Source organism: Phocaeicola sp. RTP21198st1_B8_RTP21198_201120 (genome assembly GCF_040929485.1).
Taxonomy (GTDB): Bacteria; Bacteroidota; Bacteroidia; order Bacteroidales; family Bacteroidaceae; genus Phocaeicola; species Phocaeicola dorei.
This window is the reverse complement of record NZ_JBCOCI010000036.1, coordinates 13,042-34,339: the sequence shown is the minus strand read 5'-3', so window position 1 is coordinate 34,339 and position 21,298 is coordinate 13,042. Positions and strand designations below refer to the sequence as shown.

15 protein-coding genes are annotated in these 21,298 nt (G+C 40.5%); 12 read left to right on the top strand and 3 right to left on the bottom strand.

The features are described 5' to 3' along the window. Positions 1-61: 61 nt before the first annotated feature. From AB5935_RS13840 to AB5935_RS13830, 3 genes are all read left to right on the top strand, one after another. Positions 62-2,263 carry a S9 family peptidase gene (locus AB5935_RS13840; protein ID WP_007836116.1) on the top strand — a complete coding sequence of 734 codons (2,202 nt, stop codon included), beginning with the start codon at positions 62-64 and terminating at the stop codon, positions 2,261-2,263. 97 nt (positions 2,264-2,360) lie between these two features. Beyond that, positions 2,361-3,215 carry a lipoyl synthase gene (lipA, locus tag AB5935_RS13835; protein ID WP_038612530.1) on the top strand — a complete coding sequence of 285 codons (855 nt, stop codon included), beginning with the start codon at positions 2,361-2,363 and terminating at the stop codon, positions 3,213-3,215. Between the two features lie 57 nt (positions 3,216-3,272). After that, entirely contained in the window at positions 3,273-4,262 is a 990-nt protein-coding gene (locus tag AB5935_RS13830; protein ID WP_038610914.1) for a hypothetical protein, read from the top strand. A 15-nt stretch (positions 4,263-4,277) separates the two neighbouring features. Here AB5935_RS13830 and AB5935_RS13825 read toward each other — a convergent pair whose 3' ends face one another. Genes AB5935_RS13825 through AB5935_RS13815 form a run of 3 tightly spaced genes read right to left on the bottom strand, consistent with a single transcriptional unit; the run spans position 4,278 to position 6,872 of the window. Further along, complete coding sequence (locus tag AB5935_RS13825; protein WP_008656313.1) at positions 4,278-4,982, bottom strand: SAM-dependent methyltransferase; 705 nt, start codon at positions 4,980-4,982, stop codon at positions 4,278-4,280. A 23-nt stretch (positions 4,983-5,005) separates the two neighbouring features. Further along, positions 5,006-6,007 carry a hypothetical protein gene (locus AB5935_RS13820; protein ID WP_007836120.1) on the bottom strand — a complete coding sequence of 334 codons (1,002 nt, stop codon included), beginning with the start codon at positions 6,005-6,007 and terminating at the stop codon, positions 5,006-5,008. Between the two features lie 7 nt (positions 6,008-6,014). Then, positions 6,015-6,872: an enoyl-ACP reductase gene (locus tag AB5935_RS13815; protein ID WP_005845903.1), complete on the bottom strand. Its 858-nt coding sequence runs from the start codon at positions 6,870-6,872 to the stop codon at positions 6,015-6,017. Between the two features lie 376 nt (positions 6,873-7,248). On the opposite strand from AB5935_RS13815, the gene AB5935_RS13810 reads away from it, so the two are divergent. From AB5935_RS13810 to AB5935_RS13770, 9 genes are all read left to right on the top strand, one after another. Then, on the top strand, positions 7,249-8,868 hold the full coding sequence (locus AB5935_RS13810) for a glycoside hydrolase family 28 protein (RefSeq protein WP_007840741.1): 1,620 nt from the start codon (positions 7,249-7,251) through the stop codon (positions 8,866-8,868). A 138-nt stretch (positions 8,869-9,006) separates the two neighbouring features. Beyond that, positions 9,007-10,221, top strand: coding sequence for a DUF4861 domain-containing protein (locus AB5935_RS13805; protein ID WP_038610917.1), 1,215 nt, complete (start codon positions 9,007-9,009; stop codon positions 10,219-10,221). Positions 10,222-10,234: 13 nt separating this feature from the next. Next, positions 10,235-11,899, top strand: a complete 1,665-nt coding sequence (locus AB5935_RS13800; protein WP_007836130.1) for a glycoside hydrolase 43 family protein — start codon at positions 10,235-10,237, stop codon at positions 11,897-11,899. A 100-nt stretch (positions 11,900-11,999) separates the two neighbouring features. After that, complete coding sequence (locus AB5935_RS13795) at positions 12,000-12,584, top strand: RNA polymerase sigma factor (RefSeq protein WP_368327457.1); 585 nt, start codon at positions 12,000-12,002, stop codon at positions 12,582-12,584. 66 nt (positions 12,585-12,650) lie between these two features. Further along, positions 12,651-13,811, top strand: coding sequence for a FecR family protein (locus AB5935_RS13790; RefSeq protein ID WP_007836134.1), 1,161 nt, complete (start codon positions 12,651-12,653; stop codon positions 13,809-13,811). 55 nt (positions 13,812-13,866) lie between these two features. Beyond that, a complete protein-coding gene (locus tag AB5935_RS13785; protein WP_007836137.1) occupies positions 13,867-17,184 on the top strand; it encodes a SusC/RagA family TonB-linked outer membrane protein in 3,318 nt (1,105 codons plus the stop codon). A gap of 20 nt (positions 17,185-17,204) precedes the next feature. Beyond that, a complete protein-coding gene (locus AB5935_RS13780) occupies positions 17,205-18,695 on the top strand; it encodes a RagB/SusD family nutrient uptake outer membrane protein (RefSeq protein ID WP_007845836.1) in 1,491 nt (496 codons plus the stop codon). A gap of 18 nt (positions 18,696-18,713) precedes the next feature. Continuing rightward, on the top strand, positions 18,714-19,880 hold the full coding sequence (locus tag AB5935_RS13775; protein ID WP_038610922.1) for a thioredoxin family protein: 1,167 nt from the start codon (positions 18,714-18,716) through the stop codon (positions 19,878-19,880). 1 nt (position 19,881) lies between these two features. Then, on the top strand, positions 19,882-21,231 hold the full coding sequence (locus AB5935_RS13770; RefSeq protein WP_038610925.1) for a TlpA family protein disulfide reductase: 1,350 nt from the start codon (positions 19,882-19,884) through the stop codon (positions 21,229-21,231). The last annotated feature ends 67 nt before the right edge of the window (positions 21,232-21,298 follow it).

Here is a 21,298-nt window from a genome sequence, read left to right as displayed (position 1 = left end):
CGTATTTTCAAACAAAAGTTTTACCTTTGTCTTTGATTATCATTTAAAGAATTTATCTATTATGAGAAAATTAAGCATATTTATTATTTTATTCTTCTGCCTGCTGACAGTCGGAGCCCAACAAGTAAGCTTGCAAGACGTAGCAAACAGAACGTATCGTGCCGAAGGAATCAGAGGTATCAAACCGATGTTGGATGGAGAACATTACACCCAAATGAGTACTGATGGCAAAAAAATCATGCAGTATTCTTTCAAGACCGGCAAAGAGACAGGTACCATCTTCGATGTAAATACGGCCCGTGACTGTAGCATCAAGTCATTTGATGACTATATCATGTCACCCGATGAGAAACTGATTCTAATACAGACTGATACCAAACCGATTTATCGTCGTTCGTTTACTGCCAATTATTATATTTTCAACGTAAAAAACAATAAAATGGAACCGCTCTCAGAAAACGGCCCACAACAGGTTCCTTTATTCTCACCGGATGGCAATCAGATAGCTTTTGTACGTGATAATAACATCTATCTGGTAAAATTATTGTTTGGCAACAGTGAATCACAAGTAACCAAAGACGGCAAATTCAACGAAGTACTAAATGGTATTCCCGACTGGGTATATGAGGAGGAATTCGGTTTCAACCGTGCTTTCGACTTCAGTGCAGACAGCCAGATGCTTGCCTATATCCGTTTTGATGAGAGTCAAGTACCTATGTATTCTTTTCCACTATACAAAGGTATGGTTCCCGCATTAGAGAAATTCAGCACTTATCCGGGAGAATATGAATACAAATACCCTATGCCAGGAATTGACAACTCCAAAGTAACCGTTCATACTTTTGATATAAAAAGTAAGGTAACCCGCAAGATGGACTTGCCTCTAGACGCAGACGGTTATATTCCTCGCATCAAGTTTACGGATGATGAGAATGCGTTGGCAATCATGACTTTGAACCGTCATCAAAACCGTTTCGACCTCTATTTTGCCAATCCACGAAGTACATTGTGTAAACTGATGGTACGTGATGAAGCTCCCCAATACATTAAAGAAGAAGCATACTCCAACATCGTTTTCTATCCAAAAAATTTTGTAGTGATGAGTGAAAAAGACGGTTATAACCATCTCTATCTTTACACTAGCGGAGGAAACCTGGTTAAGCAACTCACAAAAGGAAACTTCGAAGTGAAAGATTTCCTGGGATGGGATGAAGCTACCAACACATTCTATTTTGAGAGCAATGAAGGCAGTCCGCTACGCACCGCTATCTACAAAGTGGATGGCAAAGGTAAAAAGACCAAACTGTCCAAGCAGGAAGGAACTCATAAAGCTATTTTCAGTAACAATATGAAGTATTACATCAATACTTTCTCTAATATCAACACCCCTCCTGTCATTACCCTTAATGACAATAATGGTAAAGAGTTGGCAACCTTAGTAGATAATAACAAATTGAAACACCAAGTTTCACGTCTGAATATGCCAAGTAAAGAACTATTTAGTTTCAAGACCAATGACGGTGTGGAATTGAATGGTTGGATAATGAAACCCGCAAATTTCAATCCAAACAAAAAATATCCTGTTATCATGCACCAATACAGTGGACCGGGTTCACAAGAAGTTGCAGACAAATGGGGAATTGGAGCCCGTAGAGATGGCGGCATGTTCGAAGCTTATATGGCCGGTCAAGGTTTCATCATGGCTTGTGTAGACGGACGCGGAACTGGTGGCCGGGGTTCTGATTTTGAAAAATGTACCTACTTGAACTTAGGAGTAAAAGAATCGAAAGATCAAGTAGAAGCCGCCAAATACTTAAGTACACTACCTTACGTGGATGGTAACCGTATCGGTATATGGGGATGGAGCTATGGAGGTTACAATACATTAATGTCCATGAGTGAAGGAACACCGATATTCAAAGCAGGAGTCGCTGTTGCAGCTCCTACAGACTGGCGTTTCTACGATTCGGTATATACAGAGCGCTTCATGCGTACCCCCAAAGAAAACATGGAAGGTTACAATGCTGCATCTGCTATTAACCGTGCCAACAAACTGAACGGTGAATTGTTGCTGATCCACGGCACAGCAGATGATAATGTACACTTACGTAACAACGCAGAATATAGTGAAGCATTGGTACAGGCCGACAAGCAATTTGACATGCAAATCTATACCAACCGCAACCATGGAATCAGTGGAGGCAACACAACTAGACATTTACTGACTCGCGTAGCCAATTTCTTTATTGATAATTTAAAATAAAAACCATTCATCACAGATTATACAGTTTTACATAAAAACCGAATGAGAACAATTTACATTGGTATAATCTGTGGTGAATTATAAATCTAATATCATCATGAATCATGTTAAAAAACCAGACTGGCTTAAAATAAGCATAGGGGCAAACGCTCGATATACCGAGACCAAACATATTGTAGATTCTCATAAACTACATACCATTTGTAGTAGCGGACGATGTCCCAATATGGGAGAATGCTGGGGAAAAGGTACTGCCACTTTTATGATAGGTGGCGAAATTTGTACCCGTTCCTGCAAATTTTGCAACACACAGACCGGACGACCTCTTCCGTTAGACCCTGAAGAACCGACCCATGTAGCAGAGTCCATTCAACTCATGAAATTATCCCATGCCGTTATTACTTCTGTAGACCGTGATGATCTAAATGATTTGGGTGCTGCCCATTGGGCTAAAACGATTTCAGAAATCAAACGATTGAATCCGGAAACCACGTCCGAAGTTTTAATTCCTGATTTTCAAGGAAGAAGCGAACTGATTCAGCTAGTCATTGACGCCAAACCAGACATCATTTCACACAATATGGAAACCGTACGCCGCATCAGTCCCTTGGTACGAAGTGCAGCCAACTATGCAACCAGTTTAAAGGTCATCAAACAAATAGCCAATAATGGTATTACAGCTAAATCCGGTATTATGGTAGGTTTGGGAGAACGGCCGGAAGAAGTAGAAGAAGTCATGGACGATTTATTGGCACAAGGTTGCAAGATACTTACTATTGGCCAATATCTACAACCCACCCACCGCCATTATCCGGTAGCGGAATATATTACCCCCGATCAATTCAAACAGTATAGAACAATTGGATTAAAGAAAGGATTCCGAGAAGTGGAAAGCGCACCTTTGGTACGTTCCTCCTATCATGCAGAAAAACATATAAAATTTAAAGGGTAACGAGTAAACCAACTTTATATCTTTTTTGTTATAAAGATATAAATAGAGATAGAGAGAATGAAATCGTTACTGGAATACAAGAATTTAATCATGTCTACAGGGTTAATTCCAACCATCGTATGTATGATTTTCTGCATTTTCTTTCAAGATGCAGCTGTTTTGTATGTCTGTAGTTTGGCTAGCATTATTTATATCCTATACAGACTTGTCAAACCTCCTGTTTATCAGCCAAACCTAGTATTACTACATGGAACTTTGGCATTAATCATTGCATCCATCATAAAAGGTATAAGCGGAGATATGCTTATTCCGGACCGAACAGTTCCCATTACGTTAGAAATACTGATACTCTGTTTTTCACTACTCTACCTCATGGTCCCCAATTTTTATGCAAAACTATTCTCCTACTTTCATTATAAGATATCTATTCTGAACTGTTGGGCCACACAGGTTATAGCTGTTTTATCCGGCATTCACTTGTTTGCTTCCTGTATAATTTATTTATTTTTCAGTCCACTTTCTTATAATACCCTTTACGCTATGACCCACATCATCCCTCCTTTGATATATGTCATTTGCATTATTGTCAATCATGCTTTTGTGAAAACAATCAGTTTAACTTATAAAAAAATGCCTTTCTTACGTATCGCCCCTATTTGCAATGGAAAGATTTATGTTGCCCCCCGCAGTTATCAAGGTGAAGAACCCGGCAAGTTGGACATACCTATGGAAGACTACATTTATGCCTGCAAGACAGATACGGATAAATATGCCAAAGAAGTAGAAAATAAATATAGCAACCATATTACCGGACAACCGGAGCCACGCTTCAGTCTGAAACATTTGGTAAAAGAAACCAATGGAGTAAAAAAAATCATCATGCTATATATTCTTCCTTTAAATGACGAAGAACAGATACATTTTACTGGAGGGAAATTTGTTACTCCCGAAGAAATAGAAATGAATTCTGCCCAATATAGTTCTTTTCTAAAAGAAGAAGTAGATCATCTGAACATAGTGGCACAAATGTGGGAGGAATTTAAATGAATATCTGTTATCGCACTACTTATAAATCAAGAATATGCAGGGAATCTTCGATAAGTCCGGCAATTTCCCCTGCCACTCCTTTATTGTCTTAGTCTTGATATATTCTCCTTCACACGTAATATTGGCAGCAATACAAAGTTTGGTTTGCGGACGGCAATTCTTAAGAATATCTTCCACCATCTTATTATTACGATAAGGAGTTTCAATAAAAAGCTGCGTCTGATCTTCTGCATAAACACGCTGCTCCAATACCTTAATACGTTTTGCACGCTCACCAGACTCAATAGGCAAATAACCATGAAAAGCAAAACTTTGTCCATTAAAACCCGACCCCATAACAGACATAATAATAGAGGAAGGTCCTACCAAAGGCACCACTTTAAGATTCTTACGCTGAGCAATAGCAACCACATCCGCTCCAGGATCGGCAACAGCCGGACAACCGGCTTCAGAAATAACTCCCATGGACTGTCCGGCTAACAAAGGTTTCAGATAACCGGAAATATCTTCAGGAGAAGTATGTTTGTTCAATGGATAAAAAGTCAATGCATCTATGTCAATCCCACGATCTACCTTTTTCAAAAAGCGACGTGCCGAGCGTACATCTTCTACAATAAAATGTTTGATGCCGAGAATGACCTCTTTATTATACACAGGTAACACATTTTCCACAGGAGTTTCGCCCAATGTGACAGGCAATAGATACAAAGCAACTTCCATCATACTACTAATCAGTCAAAATATCAAGGTTTGAAATCTGTTTCAGCTAACATCTGATGATAATCTGTTTTAGCCAACAAATCCTTTATTGTCATATCAGGATGCTTTTTCATATATTCATCAATCAGCAAAATCCCCATCCATACTCCAATGCTTGCAGGAGTTTTCTCACCCATAATAGAAATAAAGGGATCCTTGCGTATATAAGTACGTACAACAAGAGGATCGGTAGCATATAAATGACCATTTTCAACCATTGTCTTCCACAGACTTATTTTGTTCTTCCTGCACCACTCAGCCTCATCCTCACTATATCCCATCTCTTTCTCAAAAGATTCATACCCTAAAATATGAGCCACTATCCAATTTATCTTTCCACGATGCATAATCATATCTAATAAAGTACGACCAGGCTGCCATGGCAAAGGATACTGACTCAGCAAATAAAAGGTAAAACAATCCGGAACAATACGATCAGGCTCCATACTGCGACATTGATAGTCATAATAGAAGCGTTTATATAAAGGATAATCCGCCCCCATATACTTATCAATACTAAAGCCCAAAATACTATCCCCAACTACAACCGACTGATTCAGCGCAGCTATTTGAGCATAAAAATGAGGTACAAACAATGCAGGAACCTCTTTCTTCAAACGTTTGAAACCTTTAGTCAGTTTTTCCTCAACCCAACTAAGATCCTTAAATTTCTCTTCGGCATCGTGCATCAAAGTCAATAAGGTAGAATCCGAATAATATTCCAACATCCGGTCGTTAATCTTCATGTCATCCACCTCACCTATCGCCAATACATCTTCTATCAACAGCTTGGTAACCTGAGGATAGTCCGTATTCATTTTTTGCAGTGCCGAGAAACTATTCATCGTAACATACTCATACTGCAAACGATCATAACGGGCAACTCTTACATCCACATCAGCAGTATTGCCACTCTTCCCATCCCATTGACAGGAGGAAAGAGCAACAAGACATCCCACTAATATGAATATAATTTTGCGTATCATCTATTTCTTATCCGTAAATGATATTTCCGTTTTCGTCTTTATATTCGTCCAAACCTTTTTCATAAGTTGCCATGGCACGCAAACTCATACCTACACTGGAGAAGCCTCCATCGTGATATAAATTCTGCATAGTCACTTTGCGAGTCAGGTCAGAGAACATTACAATACAGTAATCTGCACATTCGTCTGCCGAAGCATTGCCTAATGGTGACATACGGTTAGCAAAATCAAACAGTTTATCCATACCTTTCACACCTGAGCCGGCAGTAGTCATAGTCGGCGACTGAGATATGGTATTCACACGCACATGATGTTCACGACCATAAATGTAACCAAAACTGCGCGCGATAGATTCAAGCAATGCTTTTGCATCCGCCATATCATTATATCCATAGAATGTACGTTGCGCAGCAACATAACTCAATGCCAGAATTGAACCATACTCTGCAATAGCATCCAGCTTTTTAGCAGCTTGAATCATTTTGTGGAACGAAACGGCAGATATATCCAAAGTCTTGCTCAACATATCATAATCGAGGTCATCATAAGTACGTTTCTTACGAACGTTAGGAGACATACCGATAGAATGAAGAACGAAATCTATTTTTCCACCTAATATTTCCATCGAACGTTTGAAAACATTCTCCAAATCTTCAACGCTGGTTGCATCTGCTGGAATTACCTCACAATTCAGTTTCTCAGCTAAAGCAGAAACTTCTCCCATGCGGACAGCTACCGGAGTATTGGACAATGTAATGGACGCACCTTCTTCTACAGCCTTTTCAGCAACTTTCCATGCGATAGACTGTTCGTTCAATGCACCAAAAATAATACCTCTTTTTCCTTTCAACAAATTGTAACTCATACCTTCTTTATTGTTAAATTAGTTTGCAAAGATACAAACAAATAAATTAATCATAGCTTTTTTTGCACACAAATGAAGAAATAATGCAATTATAAAACTAATTTTTACCATTTAAGGTTTCAGCTAAATGAGAATTTAACAAAAAATCCACTTATTCTATCAAATAGTGCACATAAAGGACAATTCTTTCAGTTATATTTGCCATCGAATTAAGAGGTTTTTTCATAATATTTATTTAAGGTTAGAATTAGGTTAACATGAAACATTATTGCTACTCCCGTAAATAGCCCGTGAGGGTCTTTTACGGGAGAGTGATAAGACTTCTTAAAGCAACAATCAACTAGATAATTATTAATCTTAAACATATATAATACCAATGACTACTTTAATAAAGAAGATTCTATTACTTCCTGCCACATGTTTAATCCCCCTTTTGACCGGATGTAATAATTGTCCGTCTACGACTATTGTAGAAGATATCATAGATCCCGCCATCTATACAAGTCTCCCTTTCAAGATGGATAAAGTTGAACAACCTACTTTCCCAGACTATTCGGTAAACATCATAGATTTCGGTGCCAAACCAGACGGTATTACTTTAAACACAAAGGCTATTAATGATGCAATCCAACAGGTTAATGCCAAAGGCGGTGGTAAAGTCATTATCCCTGAAGGCTTGTGGTTGACCGGTCCCATCGAACTATTGAGCAATGTGAATCTATATACAGAAAAGAATGCATTAGTATTATTCAGTGCAGACCATTCACTATATCCCATTATAAACACGTCTTTTGAAGGTTTGGAAACCCGTCGTTGCCAGTCTCCTATTTCAGCACGTAATGCTGAAAATATAGCGATTACAGGTCACGGAGTATTTGATGGTAATGGAGACACATGGCGTCCGACCAAGAAAGATAAACTGACTGAAGGTCAATGGAAAAAATTGATCGCCTCTGGTGGTGTAGTAGATGCCGACGGAAGAATCTGGTATCCCAGTGAAGGTGCATTGAAAGGTGCTATCCTATCAAAAGACAACTTCAATGTACCTCGTGGAGAACTTACCGATTCTGACTGGGACTACATGCGCGATTGGTTACGTCCTGTATTGCTAAGTTTCATCAAATGTAATAAGGTATTGCTGGAAGGAGCGACATTCAAAAATTCACCTAGTTGGTGCTTACATCCGCTATCATGTGAAAATATTACAATTAATAAAGTTACAGTTTCTAATCCTTGGTACTCACAAAACGGAGATGCTCTTGATTTGGAATCATGTAATAAAGCATTGATTATCAACAACTCATTTGATGCAGGAGATGATGGTATCTGTATAAAGTCAGGAAAGGACGAACAAGGGCGCAAACGCGGTGAACCTTGTCAAAATGTCATCGTTATGAACAACACCGTATTACATGGACATGGAGGTTTTGTTGTAGGTAGTGAGATGTCAGGAGGCGTAAACAACATATATGTAGACAATTGTACTTTCATGGGTACAGATGTTGGCTTACGCTTTAAAAGTAATCGTGGGCGTGGCGGATTGGTAGAGAATATCTACATCAGCAATATCAACATGATTAATATTCCGAACGAAGCATTAATATTCAATTTATACTATGGTGGAAAAGGTCGTGGTGAAGACCCTAATCAGGATGAAAAGAAAGCAGAAACTACCATCCCTCCTGTAACAGAAGAAACTCCGATATTCCGTAATATCTTTATCAAAGATGTAACCTGTAACGGAGCAGGCAGGGCTGTGTTCTTCAATGGTTTGCCTGAGATGAGAATCAAGAATATCAATATGGAGAATATCATCGTATCTAATGCTAAAGAAGGTGTAGTATTAAGCGAAGCCGACGAAGTTAATATGAAAAATATCAAAATAGAGTTATTAAAAAGTGGAAAGAACTTGAAGATGCAAAATGTTTCCAATGTAATGATAGACGGAAAGAATCATGCTGAAATCGGGGCACAAGGAGAAGAACTCAACTTCTAATTCTTACACCCATTAGTGCATTTCTCCACTTAATTTATAAAAATAGTAAAGCACGGATTGCACGGATAAACACGGTTTTCATACTAACACTGTGTAATCCGTATGATCCGTGCTTAAAATAATAAACTATACATCATTATGAAAAAGCGCTCAATTATTGTCCTCACATTATTAGCAGGATGCTTTACCAACTCTTTTGCACAAAAAGGCGAAAAGACACTGACCGTAGAAGTCAGTAATGAATGGACTCAAAATAAGACCGATGAACCGGTAGTGATAGATTTAAATAACCTGAAAGCAGGTTTCAACATCAAATCCGCCACTGTATGGGAAGGTAATAAAGAAATTCCGTCCCAACTAGACGATCTGAACGGTGACGCACGTGCTGACGAACTGGCTTTCCTTATCGATATGCCAGCCAAAAGCAATAAAAGTTTCCGTGTAATTCTCTCTTCAGAAAAAAGTGAAAAAAACTATCCGGCACGTACTTATGCCCAAATGAAAGCTTACGGACATAACAACAAATTCGCCAATATTACGGGATTTTCAGCGGCAGGAACCGAGAATGTATATAGTTTTGTTTACCATCACGGACCGGCTATAGAGAGTGAATTAGTTGCCTATCGTATCTATTTCAATGAAAAACAGACGGTAGATCCATATAGCAAAGTAAATAAAAGACTGGAAATAAAAGAGACTTGTTTCTACCCTACCAAAGCGCAACGTGCCAACGGCTACGGAGATGATGCGCTACGTGTTTACAATAGTGGTGGTGTAGGTGCATTAAAAGGTTGGAATGGTACTGAAGCGACCCACATAAAACCAGTAGTAAACCGCACGGAACGTGTACTAGCCTCCGGACCTGTACGTGCCATCGTCGAAGCAGAAGTCATCGGTTGGGAATATCAAGGAAACGATTTGAACATGATCAATCGATATACCATCTATGGCGGTCATCGAGACATGAAGGTAGATGTCCTGTTTGACCGTCCGCTTAAACAGGAAGTCTTTGCAGCAGGTGTACAGATTCTGAAAGAAGGAGGTCACATGAGCGACCATAAAGGACTGACTGGAAGCTGGGGAACCGACTGGCCTGTCACAGACACCATAGGCTATGTGAAGGAAACAACAGGTATGGGAACTTTCATTCCTAAATATATCGGTAAAGAAGTACAAGACGGATCAAACTACTTATATACCTTACAAGCACTGGGGCAACAGCATTTCCACTATTACGTTACTTTCACCTCAAAAAAAGAAAGTTTCGGATTTAAAGATATGAAAGACTGGTTCAATTATCTTCCCCAATGGAGAAAAGAATTGGAACATCCTTGCAAAATTACGATTAAATAAAAAATCTAAAACCATGAAACGACTAATCACTCTCTGTCTGCTAGGAAGCTGTTTTTTATCTGCTCCCGCACAGAATTATGTATCCCAAGCCTGGGTGGCCGATCAAGGCAATGGAACCTACAAAAATCCAGTCCTGTATGCGGATTACTCCGATCCGGACATTTGCCGTGTAGGAAACGATTATTATTTGACCTCATCCAGTTTCAACTGTCTGCCCGGTTTACAAATATTACACTCCAAAGACCTTGTCAACTGGACTATCATAGGTGCGGCTGTACCCTACGCACTGCCCCCTGTTACCGATGTCCGTCCTGAACATGGCAACCGTGTATGGGCACCCAGTATCCGTCACCATAACGGTGAATTCTATATATTCTGGGGTGACCCGGACCAAGGAGTATTCATGGTGAAAGCCAAAGATCCGAAAGGTCCCTGGAGCGAGCCAGTTTTGGTGAAAGCTGGAAAGGGCATCATCGACACGACCCCATTATGGGATGATGACGGTCGTGTATATCTGGTTCACGCTTATGCAGGAAGCCGGGCCGGACTGAAAAGTGTAATTACAATTTGTGAGCTAAGTGCTGATGCAAGTAAAGCTATCACACAATCCCGTATCATTTTCGATGGTCATGAAGCACATCAAACTTGTGAAGGGCCCAAATTCTATAAACGTAATGGATACTATTACATCTTCCATCCGGCAGGCGGCGTTCCTACAGGATGGCAAGTCGTACTTCGCTCAAAAAACGTATACGGTCCATACGAATGGAAAACAGTATTAGCGCAAGGCAACTCTCCCGTCAACGGACCTCATCAAGGCGGTTGGGTAGACACCCCTACAGGAGAAGACTGGTTCATGCACTTCCAAGACGTAGGAGCTTACGGACGCTTAGTCCACCTGCAACCTATGAAATGGGTTGATGACTGGCCCGTTATAGGTGTTGATAAAGACGGCGATGGTTGTGGTGAACCTGTTCTGACTTATAAAAAGCCTAATGTAGGTAAGAACTATCCTATTTGTACCCCGCAAGAAAGTGACGAGTTTGATGGTTATACATTGTCTCCTCAATGGCAATGGCAGGCTAACATCAATGAAAAATGGGCTTATTTCAACGGAGGAGAAGGATTTGTACGTCTATACTCCTACCCAGTTCCCGAAGATTATAAAAGTTTATGGAATGTTTCTAATCTGATGCTACAAAAAACCCCGGCTCCCAATTTTACTGCCACCACCAAGCTTACTTTCAAGCCGACAGAAAAATATAAAGGTGAACGTACGGGACTGGTTGTAATGGGAATGGATTATGCCGGATTAGTTGTTGAAAACACAGACAACGGACTTGTCCTGTCACAAGTGGAGTGCCTGAAAGCCGATCGGGGGGCTACTGAAAAAGTAAATGCTTCCGTTCCCTTAAAAGGCGGCACAATCTATCTTCGCGCTAAATTTTCTGCAAAAGGAGACAAGATTAAAGCCAGTGAAGGCGGTCACGACTTATTAGTGAAATGTAACCTCAGTTACAGTACGGACGGCAAGAAATTCCAGCCATTAGGAGAAACTTTCCAAGTAAAAGAAGGTAAATGGATAGGAGCCAAGGTAGGTATCTTCTGTACGCGCCCCGCTATTGTAACCAATGACGGAGGATGGACAGACGCTGACTGGTTCAGAATTGAAAAATAAAGAAAATATTCATAATACATTGTACTTTTTGCATTTTTAATCGGTGAAAGTCGTATATCGTGTCGGTTAAATTCCTAATTTTGTGCCGCAAAAGGCATCCATGAACAATAATGCAAGAAAATACAATAGATATAATGAAGTAGACGAAAGGATACTAGCTCTCTTTGCTGAAAACAAAGAAAAGGCCTTTCGTCTACTGTATGATACTTATTATCTCCCTTTATGCCTCTACTCTGTACAATTCACAGGCTCTACGGAAACTTCAGAAGATATTGTACAGAATCTATTTGTCAGTTTTTGGGACAAAAACTCACATACCACCATTTCCTCCAATCTGCACGCATGGTTGTTCAATGCCGTCCGTTTCTCTTCACTGACAAAAGTGCAGCGAGAACGTTACTTTTCTTTAGACGAAATGGAAGAAGAATCTTCTTCTCCTATCGATGACTTTTATGATGAGGAAGAACTATTGCAAAAAAGAAACCAGCTACTGACTGAATTAAAAAAATTGCCAGAACAAGAGTACAATGTTCTAGTCAAAATTGTTCTGGAAGATAAAAAGTACAAAGAAGTAGCTGAAGAGCTCCATATTTCCGTAAATACAGTAAAAACCCATCTATCACGCGCACTAAAAATGTTGCGTCGTTTCAATATGATAGAAATTCTAATCTTATTTAATTTATAAATTTATTCAGATTTTTGTCACCCATTTTGCGTATTTGTGATACTTCTGTTAAACTGTACAACAATTATGCAAAAGAGTAAAACGGAAACACTAATTCAAAAATACCTGTCCCATCAGCTTAACGAGCAGGAATTGGAAGAATTAAAGCTATGGATTGAAGAAGACGCATCGCATAGAGAAATCTTTGTGAAGTTACTTTCACTCCACCATGTAAACAACCAACTTAACTTATTACATCAGTTTGATAAAGAAGCCTCATGGAAGTCTATTCAACACCGTTGTAACCGGTCCCATACTATTCATCGCCGTATCGCTATTTATTCCTCGGCCGCTGCAATAGCAATACTAATAGGAATTACCTCCATTTTATATTTCAATGGCCAGAAGCCAGTACCTGCCATTGCCCAAAACGAACAGCCACAACAATCCCCTCTTCCCAAAAACACAGAAACTCCTAAAGCCACCTGGGTACAAGCAAACCATTCTGTAGTTCCCCTCTATGAAAACCAACGGGAAATCAATGGAAGTCATATCAACAATGGAGAAATCATATTTCCTCAAGAAAGTGATTCCCCCCACAAACCCAAACTGGATACTGAATTATTACAGAATAAAATTATAGTGCCAAAAGGTTCGGAGTACGCAATAGTATTAGCTGATGGCACAAAAGTAAAAATGAATGCGGACTCTCATATTGATTTTCCGGTTCAATTCGGAGATACCCGAGAAGTCACTTTGGAAGGAGAGGCCATGTTTGAGGTAACACACGATGAAGCCCGCCCTTTCATAATAAAAACACACGACCATGCTATTTATGTATTAGGAACAACTTTCAATATCTCGGCTTATCCCGATGAAGAATTATCAGTAACCTTAATTGAAGGAAAATTAAAGGTAAATGCTCCATCAGGTGAATATTATCTACTACCAGGCGAACATTACTCTTCTGCACAATCAAAAGTTTCCAAAGTAGATACTGAATTCTATATTTCATGGACTGAGGGTGCTATGGAGTTTGACGCAATGCCATTTCCTTTGCTGATAGCCCGTCTGTCCCGATGCTATAATGTAGATATTCAAATAGCATCCAAGGAATTAGAAACCATGAAATTCACCGGAGTTATTTTCCGTAACAAGCCTTTGGACTTTGCACTAGACATCATTCATCGTGTATCCGATGTCAAGTTTGAGAAAAAGGGAGAAACCATATTAGTAAAAAAACAATAATCAAGCCCTGTATAACAGGAACATTCTAAATTATTAAATAAGTTATTTGAGTTTTATGAAAAGAAACGAGCTTTGGAAGCGTTTAGTAGCTAAACCTCCAAAAATGAGGTTTTTAGTAATGCTAATGTGCATATTCTGCACATTCAACGCTGTGTTTGCAAATGTATCAGCTGACAAGACAGTCACTATCAAAAGTGAAAACATCAGTGTGAAAGAGGCCCTTAACATGGTCAAAAAGCAAACCGGCATTAATATCATGTACGAAGATGCAACTTTAAACAATGTACCTTTGAAACTAACATTAAACAAAGAACCTCTGGAGCAAGCACTTTCAGTGATTTGTAGCCAGGCAGGTATGCGTTATGAGTTGGTAGAAAACAATTATGTGTTAATATTACCGATTGACAGAAATGCCAAACGCAGAACGATTACCGGAGTTATCAAAGATGATACGGGTGAACCGGTCATTGGAGCTTCTATTGTCATCCAAGGTACAACTTTCGGTACTGTAGCCAATATGGATGGGCAGTTCATGTTGTCTTATCCCGAAAATACTAAAAACGACGAACTGATGATCAGCTTTATCGGTATGCAGACGGTTAAGGAGAAAATTGGTAACAGACATGTCTTCAATATAAAAATGGAAAGCGAAGTAACCAATCTGGATGAAGTGGTCGTAGTAGGTTATGGTACTTCTTCTGTAAAAGATTTGACCGGTTCTGTGGCTTCAGTAGGGTTAAAACAATTAAGTCAATTAAATACTCCTAATGTAACTTCCATGCTTCAAAACTTGGCCGCTGGTGTACAGGTATCACAAAATACCGGTGTACCGGGCGAAACAGTCCGCGTGCGTGTGCGTGGTGCTACCTCATTGACCGGTTCCAATGAACCCTTGTATGTGATCGATGGAGTTCCTGTAGAAGATCCCAGTATGCTGGATGCAATTTCGCCCAATGACATTCAGTCTATGGACGTACTGAAAGATGCTTCTGCGGCTGCTATCTATGGTTCTCGTGCTGCAAATGGTGTAGTTATCGTTACCACCAAAAAAGGAGTAGAAGGTTCCAAACCCACCGTCAACTTCAATTATAATGTAACCACTGATGTCCAGATCAAGAATTTCCGTATTTTATATGGTGACGAATGGCGCGAAACAGTACGCCGCTTCGCTAAAGAAACCTTGGTATATGATCCGTCCAACCAATATGCATTAGAAATTCTTGAGCCTAATTCCACTGCATTAGGTAGTGCTAATACCAACTGGTTTGACGAAGTGAAACAAACTGCCATCCGCCATAATGCCGACTTGACTGTAAGCGGAGGCAGTAAAGTATCCAAATACCTTATTTCATTATCAGTATTCGATCAGCAAGGTATGGTCAAAGGAGGTGACCTGAGCCGGTATAACGCACGTGTGTCTACAGAAATGAATGTGCTGCCTATCCTCCGTTTTGGTATTAATGCCAATATGAGCTATACAGACCAAGATAATGCAAACACTTCACTATTTAGTGCGCAAGGTTTCCGTCCTGACCTTCCTATATACAATGACAATGGTGAATTTGATTTATCAAGTGGCAGTGCCAATCCGGTAGCTAACACCTATAAGAAGAACCATAATAATATTTACCGTATCATGGGAACCGTATATGGAGAAGTTGATATCTGGAAAGGATTCCGCTTCCGTTCCAGCTTATCAGGTAATTTACAATTTACTGAAAACAATTCATTTAGTCCAAGTTTTCTAAGTACTAGAAATGAAGCTAGCGGATCTGAATATCATTATAAATATTCAAAAACCGTATTCGACAATACATTGAATTATAACTATGAGTTCAACAAGAACCATGTACTGGATGCCGTAGCCGGTGTCTCCTTTGAACGCGGCATCAGCCGTAGCACCACCATGAACGGCCAAACTTATCCGGATAATGACATCTACACCAATCTGGGAAGTGCTGCAAGCATCTCATCTTGGGGCAACGGATATAATGCAAGTGGTTTGTTCTCTTCATTTGCCCGTATCAATTATAAATTAATGGAGCGCTACCTGTTTACTTTTACAGGACGTTATGATGGTTCATCCATGTTTGGTTCGAACAACCGTTATGGTTTCTTCCCTTCGGGAGCCATTGCGTGGCGTATCTCTCAGGAAAACTTCATGAAAAACCTGACATTCATTAATGATTTGAAATTGCGTGCCAGCGTAGGTACTACCGGTACCCAAAACTTAACCAGCTTCTCTAATCGTGATTTATACGAAGCAACCAGCTATAATAATCTATCAGCCATTATACACAAACAAGTGGGTAACCGCGACATCCGTTGGGAAAAATCGACCCAATATGATTTAGGTCTTGATTTCGCATTGTTCGACTACCGACTGACCGGTTCTATCTCCGGCTATATCAAAGATACCAAAGACTTGATCTGGTCATTTGATTTCCCACCCAGCGCAACCGGCGGCTCCATGCAGATGAACCGTAACATCGGAGCACTGACCAACCGCGGTATTGAAATAAACCTGGTGGGCCGTGTATTATCTACTAAAGACTGGAGTTTGGATTTGACCTTGAATATGTCACATAACAAGAATAAAGTCACCAGACTGGTTGAAGAAGGTAAAGCACAATCAGCTATGGATGTAGTGGTTCAAGGCAGCTATGCCGACCAAGTATTGGCTGTAGGTTATCCAATGGGAGCTTTCCATGGTTATGAATATGCCGGTATCATACAAGACCAGGCCAGAATAGATGAATTGAACGCCTATGCTAAATCAAAGGGACAAAGTTATTACGATGGGAACTCCTTAAAACCGGGACATTTGGAAATCAAAGACCTGAACGGGGATGGAATCATCAACTACAATGACCGTGTTATTATCGGTAATCCTGATCCGGATTTGTTCGGCGGTTTGACTGCTAATTTATCTTATAAACAATTTAGTTTGTTCGCCAACTTCGGATATCAGATTGGTGGCTTGAAGATCTATAACAAGACATTGCAGAATCTACCCGGACAATTAACCGGTTTGATTGACTATGGATTGAATGACAGATGGTCTGACACCAACAAAGATGCCAAATACCCGGCCTTGTATATAGGTGACGGTGTACCTAGACTCACCGATCATGAATTGTTTGATGCCTCCTTCTTCCGTTTGCAGGAAGTGCGTCTGACTTATAATTTACCTTTAAACAAAGTAATTAAAGGACAACTATTTATCTCGGCTACCAATTTGTTCACGATCACCTCTTATCCGGGAACAGACCCTGCTACCGTAAACAGTAACAGTAATTATGGCGGTAACTATGAAACCTCAGCTTATCCAGGTTTCCGCTCTTTCTCGGCAGGTTTAAAAATTAACTTATAATCATTTAAATGTATAATCGAATGAAAAAATATATATTCTTAGCTTTACTTACAATGGGCGTTTCCTCGTGCCAGTTGGTAGATGTCTTGGACCAAAAGCCCGAATTCGAAGCAGATTTAGACGGCGCCATCACAACACCCGCTGCTGTAGAGTTAGCTTTAAACGGAATCTATTACTCCTTGCCCGGGAATGGGTTCAATGTCATATTTCCTACAGTAAGTGGTTCATTCAAAGCCGGAACCATGTGGCGTCAAGAAATTGTAAGCGCCGGTAATGCCGTTTACTACTCCGAGCGAATGTTGCCTACCCTATCATTCAGTGATGCAACGGAATGGGACGCAGATTACGCTGTAATCAAAAATGCCAACTTCCTGGAAACAGCCTGTAACCGTATGAGTGACGGAGAGTTCTCAGGAAACCGTAGAGCCGAAGTGTTAGGTGAAATAGCCTATTTACGTGCTCTGGCCTACTTCAACGTCTTGGTTCGTTACTGCGAATTTTGGGATATGAACAGTGAATACGGGGTGGTCATGCGCAATGAAGCTCCATCCGTATCCAATGCTTTGAAGGCGCGTAGCTCCGTAGCCGATTCTTATCAATATATTCTGGATCAACTGGAAATAGCGATTGAAAAAGCTCCTGATTGGAAAAAGCTTTCACAAGCTTCTAAAGAAGCAGCCAAGGCATTAAAGGCAAGAGTATTGCTGTATGCAGGAAAATACACAGAAGCGGTAGCAGCAGTCAATGATGCGATTGATACAAATGCTCCATTGCCGGAAGCAAACTACGGTGACGTTTTTGATAAGTTTTCAACAACCAAAGAGATTCTGTTCGCTCGTGTATTCGACCAAAAAGATGCAACCAACACTTCCACCCGCCAGCAATGTTATGGTAACAGCCCCACGAAGAAACAAGGCTATTGGGGGCCCACCAATGAGTATGTGGAACTGGTGGGGGATGATCCTCGCGCCGATGCCATCTTCTCTAAAGTAGACAGTTTGATGGACAGCCGCAGTTCTGCCGTGGCTTATAATCTGAAGTCAGTGAAAAAGCTGCTGAACGATGCCAATGACATGCCTGTCATCTTCAGCCGTGTTTCCGAACTTTATCTGATTAAAGCCGAAGCCTTGTATCGTTCGGGAGCCTCTATATCCGAAGCCTATGCACCGATCCGTAAACTACGCGAAAGAGCAGGAGCCGAAATTATTCTTCCAGCCAATAACGAAGAACTGGAAACGGCCATATTCAACGAATGGATGCTGGAATTGTCTTTCGAGAACTGGCATGAATGGTTTGCCATGATCCGTTTTGCAGGATACACGGAGAAACCCGATTTCACCCGTCTGCTTGCCTTGAACAAGACGTTAAGAGAAGCTTTGGAAAAAGAATATGAGAAATCGGAAGCACAAGGAGACAATTATTACCAACGCATCATAGACCGCCGTATTGATGCCATTCCGTCGTCAGAAATCAGTTCTAATCTGGAATGTAAACAAAACCCCGGTTATTAACATATTAAATTCAAAGACATGAAAAAATATATCTTACTCATTTTCGCATGTATCTATGCGATTCACTTAAGTGCCCAGAATGCAGGAATCAATTTCCTACACGGCACTACTTGGGCAGAAGCCGTAGCCAAGGCCAAAGCAGAAAATAAACTGATATTCATTGATTTCTATACCCAATGGTGCGGACCTTGCCTGAATATGGCACAAACCGTATTCTCATTGCCTACAGTGGGTTACTACTATAACCAAACTTTCATCAACCTCAAAATTGATGCTGAAGAAGGTGAAGGAATTACATTAGCCAAGAAATACGGTGTACGCAGTTATCCCACCTATGCATTCATAGATCCTGCTACCGAAGAAATCGTCCATCACAGCAGCAGTCGTCAGACTCCCGAACAGTTTATTCAGACAGGAAAAGACGCAACCGTTCCTACCAAACGTTCTTTTTACCTGCAAGACCAATATACCAAAGGAAACAGGGAGCGTGCTTTTTTAATTGATTACATCAATTATCACTATTCAGTCTATGCACGCAAGAACGTACAGACCGCTTTTGACGAATTAATAAAAGGAGGCGCCAAACTGACTGATCCGGATGTATGGGAAGTATATGTAAACACCATCAACGGCATGAACCCGTACCTAAAGCAAGTATCAGACAATTATGCAGATTTCTGTCAGCGTTTCGGTAAAAAAAATGTTGATGCCAAACTGGCAAAAGAAACTTCATACGGCGAATTGGCGGAAATTGAAGCCTTATGCAACTATGAAGGAAAAGATTTCAACTTGAAAATGATCCGTATCAATAATGATATCCGGGAACAAAAGTATGAAGCGGCAGCTACCCAGATTGATGCGATGATTGCAGATACCACAATCAACCAACAAGAGTTGATCGGCAGATTGAAATTTATCGCCCGTTTGGGATACAAGGCAGAGGAACTTCCCGAATTCTGGTTCAACAAATGTGTAGGCTATCTGCAATACATTGCTTATAACCAAACAGACAGAGATGATGCTTTCATCCATCAGGAATATGCAGCCGCCTTGGAAATGGTGCTTCGTAAACTGAACGGCAAAGCCCCCATCCCTGCCAGCCTCAGCACAGAACCCGCATACGGAAAGAAAGTCTATAACATGCGTCCCGATGCATTGAAAATGAAACCTAAAAGAAAAAAATAAGATGAGAACTCTAAAATCCATCCTGGTACTTGGCCTTGCGCTGAGTACCTTCACTGCTGCGGAAGCTGCAAAGCTCACTTTTAAGGTCACCAATCCCAATGAGAAGGTCAAAGTTATATTGACTTTCAGCCAAAGTGGCGAACAAAAAGAAGTAGCGATTGACGCCGCAGGAAACGGCAACATAGAAATCACGGGATTCACTCCGCAATATGTAACCATGCAATACACACGCGGACGCCGTACCCTTTATTTGGACCCTAATCAAGACCTTACTTTGTCATTCGACAGTGATAACATGTGGAGAAACACAACCTTTGAAGGAGCAGGCGCCGCTATCAACACCTATCTGGGAAGCAAAGAGCTCCGATCACTCGGCATGCCCGACATGAAAATGCAGGAAGCCTCCCTTATACACAAAGGAGACAGCCTGTATGCAGTCAATTGCCAAGTATTGGAAGCCGCAAAACTTCCGGCCGATTTCACTGCACAGGAAAAAATACGTCTGCAATTCTATACGTATTATTATTTCTCCAAATACGCTTTGTATCATCCTCATTTTGGAAAGGATGACAACTATATTCCTTCCAAAGCATATTATGAGAAACTGGAAGCTATTACTCCGATCAATGCCGGTTTATTAGCGCTGAAAGAATATAAGGCTTTCCTTCCCGATGCTATCAGCGCCTTTAGTAATAAAGGAAAAACGATTGCATCAAGTTCAACAGAACAATGTGTAAACTACATAGATGCAACCATACAGGATGAAAAGGTTGCAGAATTTCTGATTGACCAATTTGTTTATAACTTTGTAGACAATAACGGACTGGATGAAGCAGACGGACTGATTGTCCTATTCCGCAAACACGTGAAGGATACAAAGTCCATAGAAAAATTCAACGCACTTTGTACCAAGTGGGAAAAATTAAGATCAGGCAATCCCTCAGCAGCTAGCTTCTCCTATCCGGATATAAATGGAAAGACGGTTTCAATGACTGACTTGAAAGGAAAATATATCTATATTGACGTGTGGGCTACCTGGTGTGGTCCTTGCCGTGGAGAACTTCCCGCGTTAAAGGAACTGGAAGAGAAATATGCAGGAAAGGATATTCATTTTGTCAGCCTGTCATGCGACAAGAACAAAAAGGCATGGGAGAACATGGTAACAAAGGAGCAGTTGAAAGGGATCCAGTTACACATGGGAACAGACAGGACCTTTATGGATGCTTACCTCATTAACGGCATTCCCCGTTTTATCCTGCTGGATCGGGATGGTAACATCATCTCTGCTAATATGACACGTCCGTCAGATCCCAAAACAGCAGAGAAGTTCAATGAACTGTTAGGACTATAAAACTCTCTCTTATATTAAACATTAATCGGATGATAGGCTTTCTTCGTGAGGAGAGGGCCTATTCTAT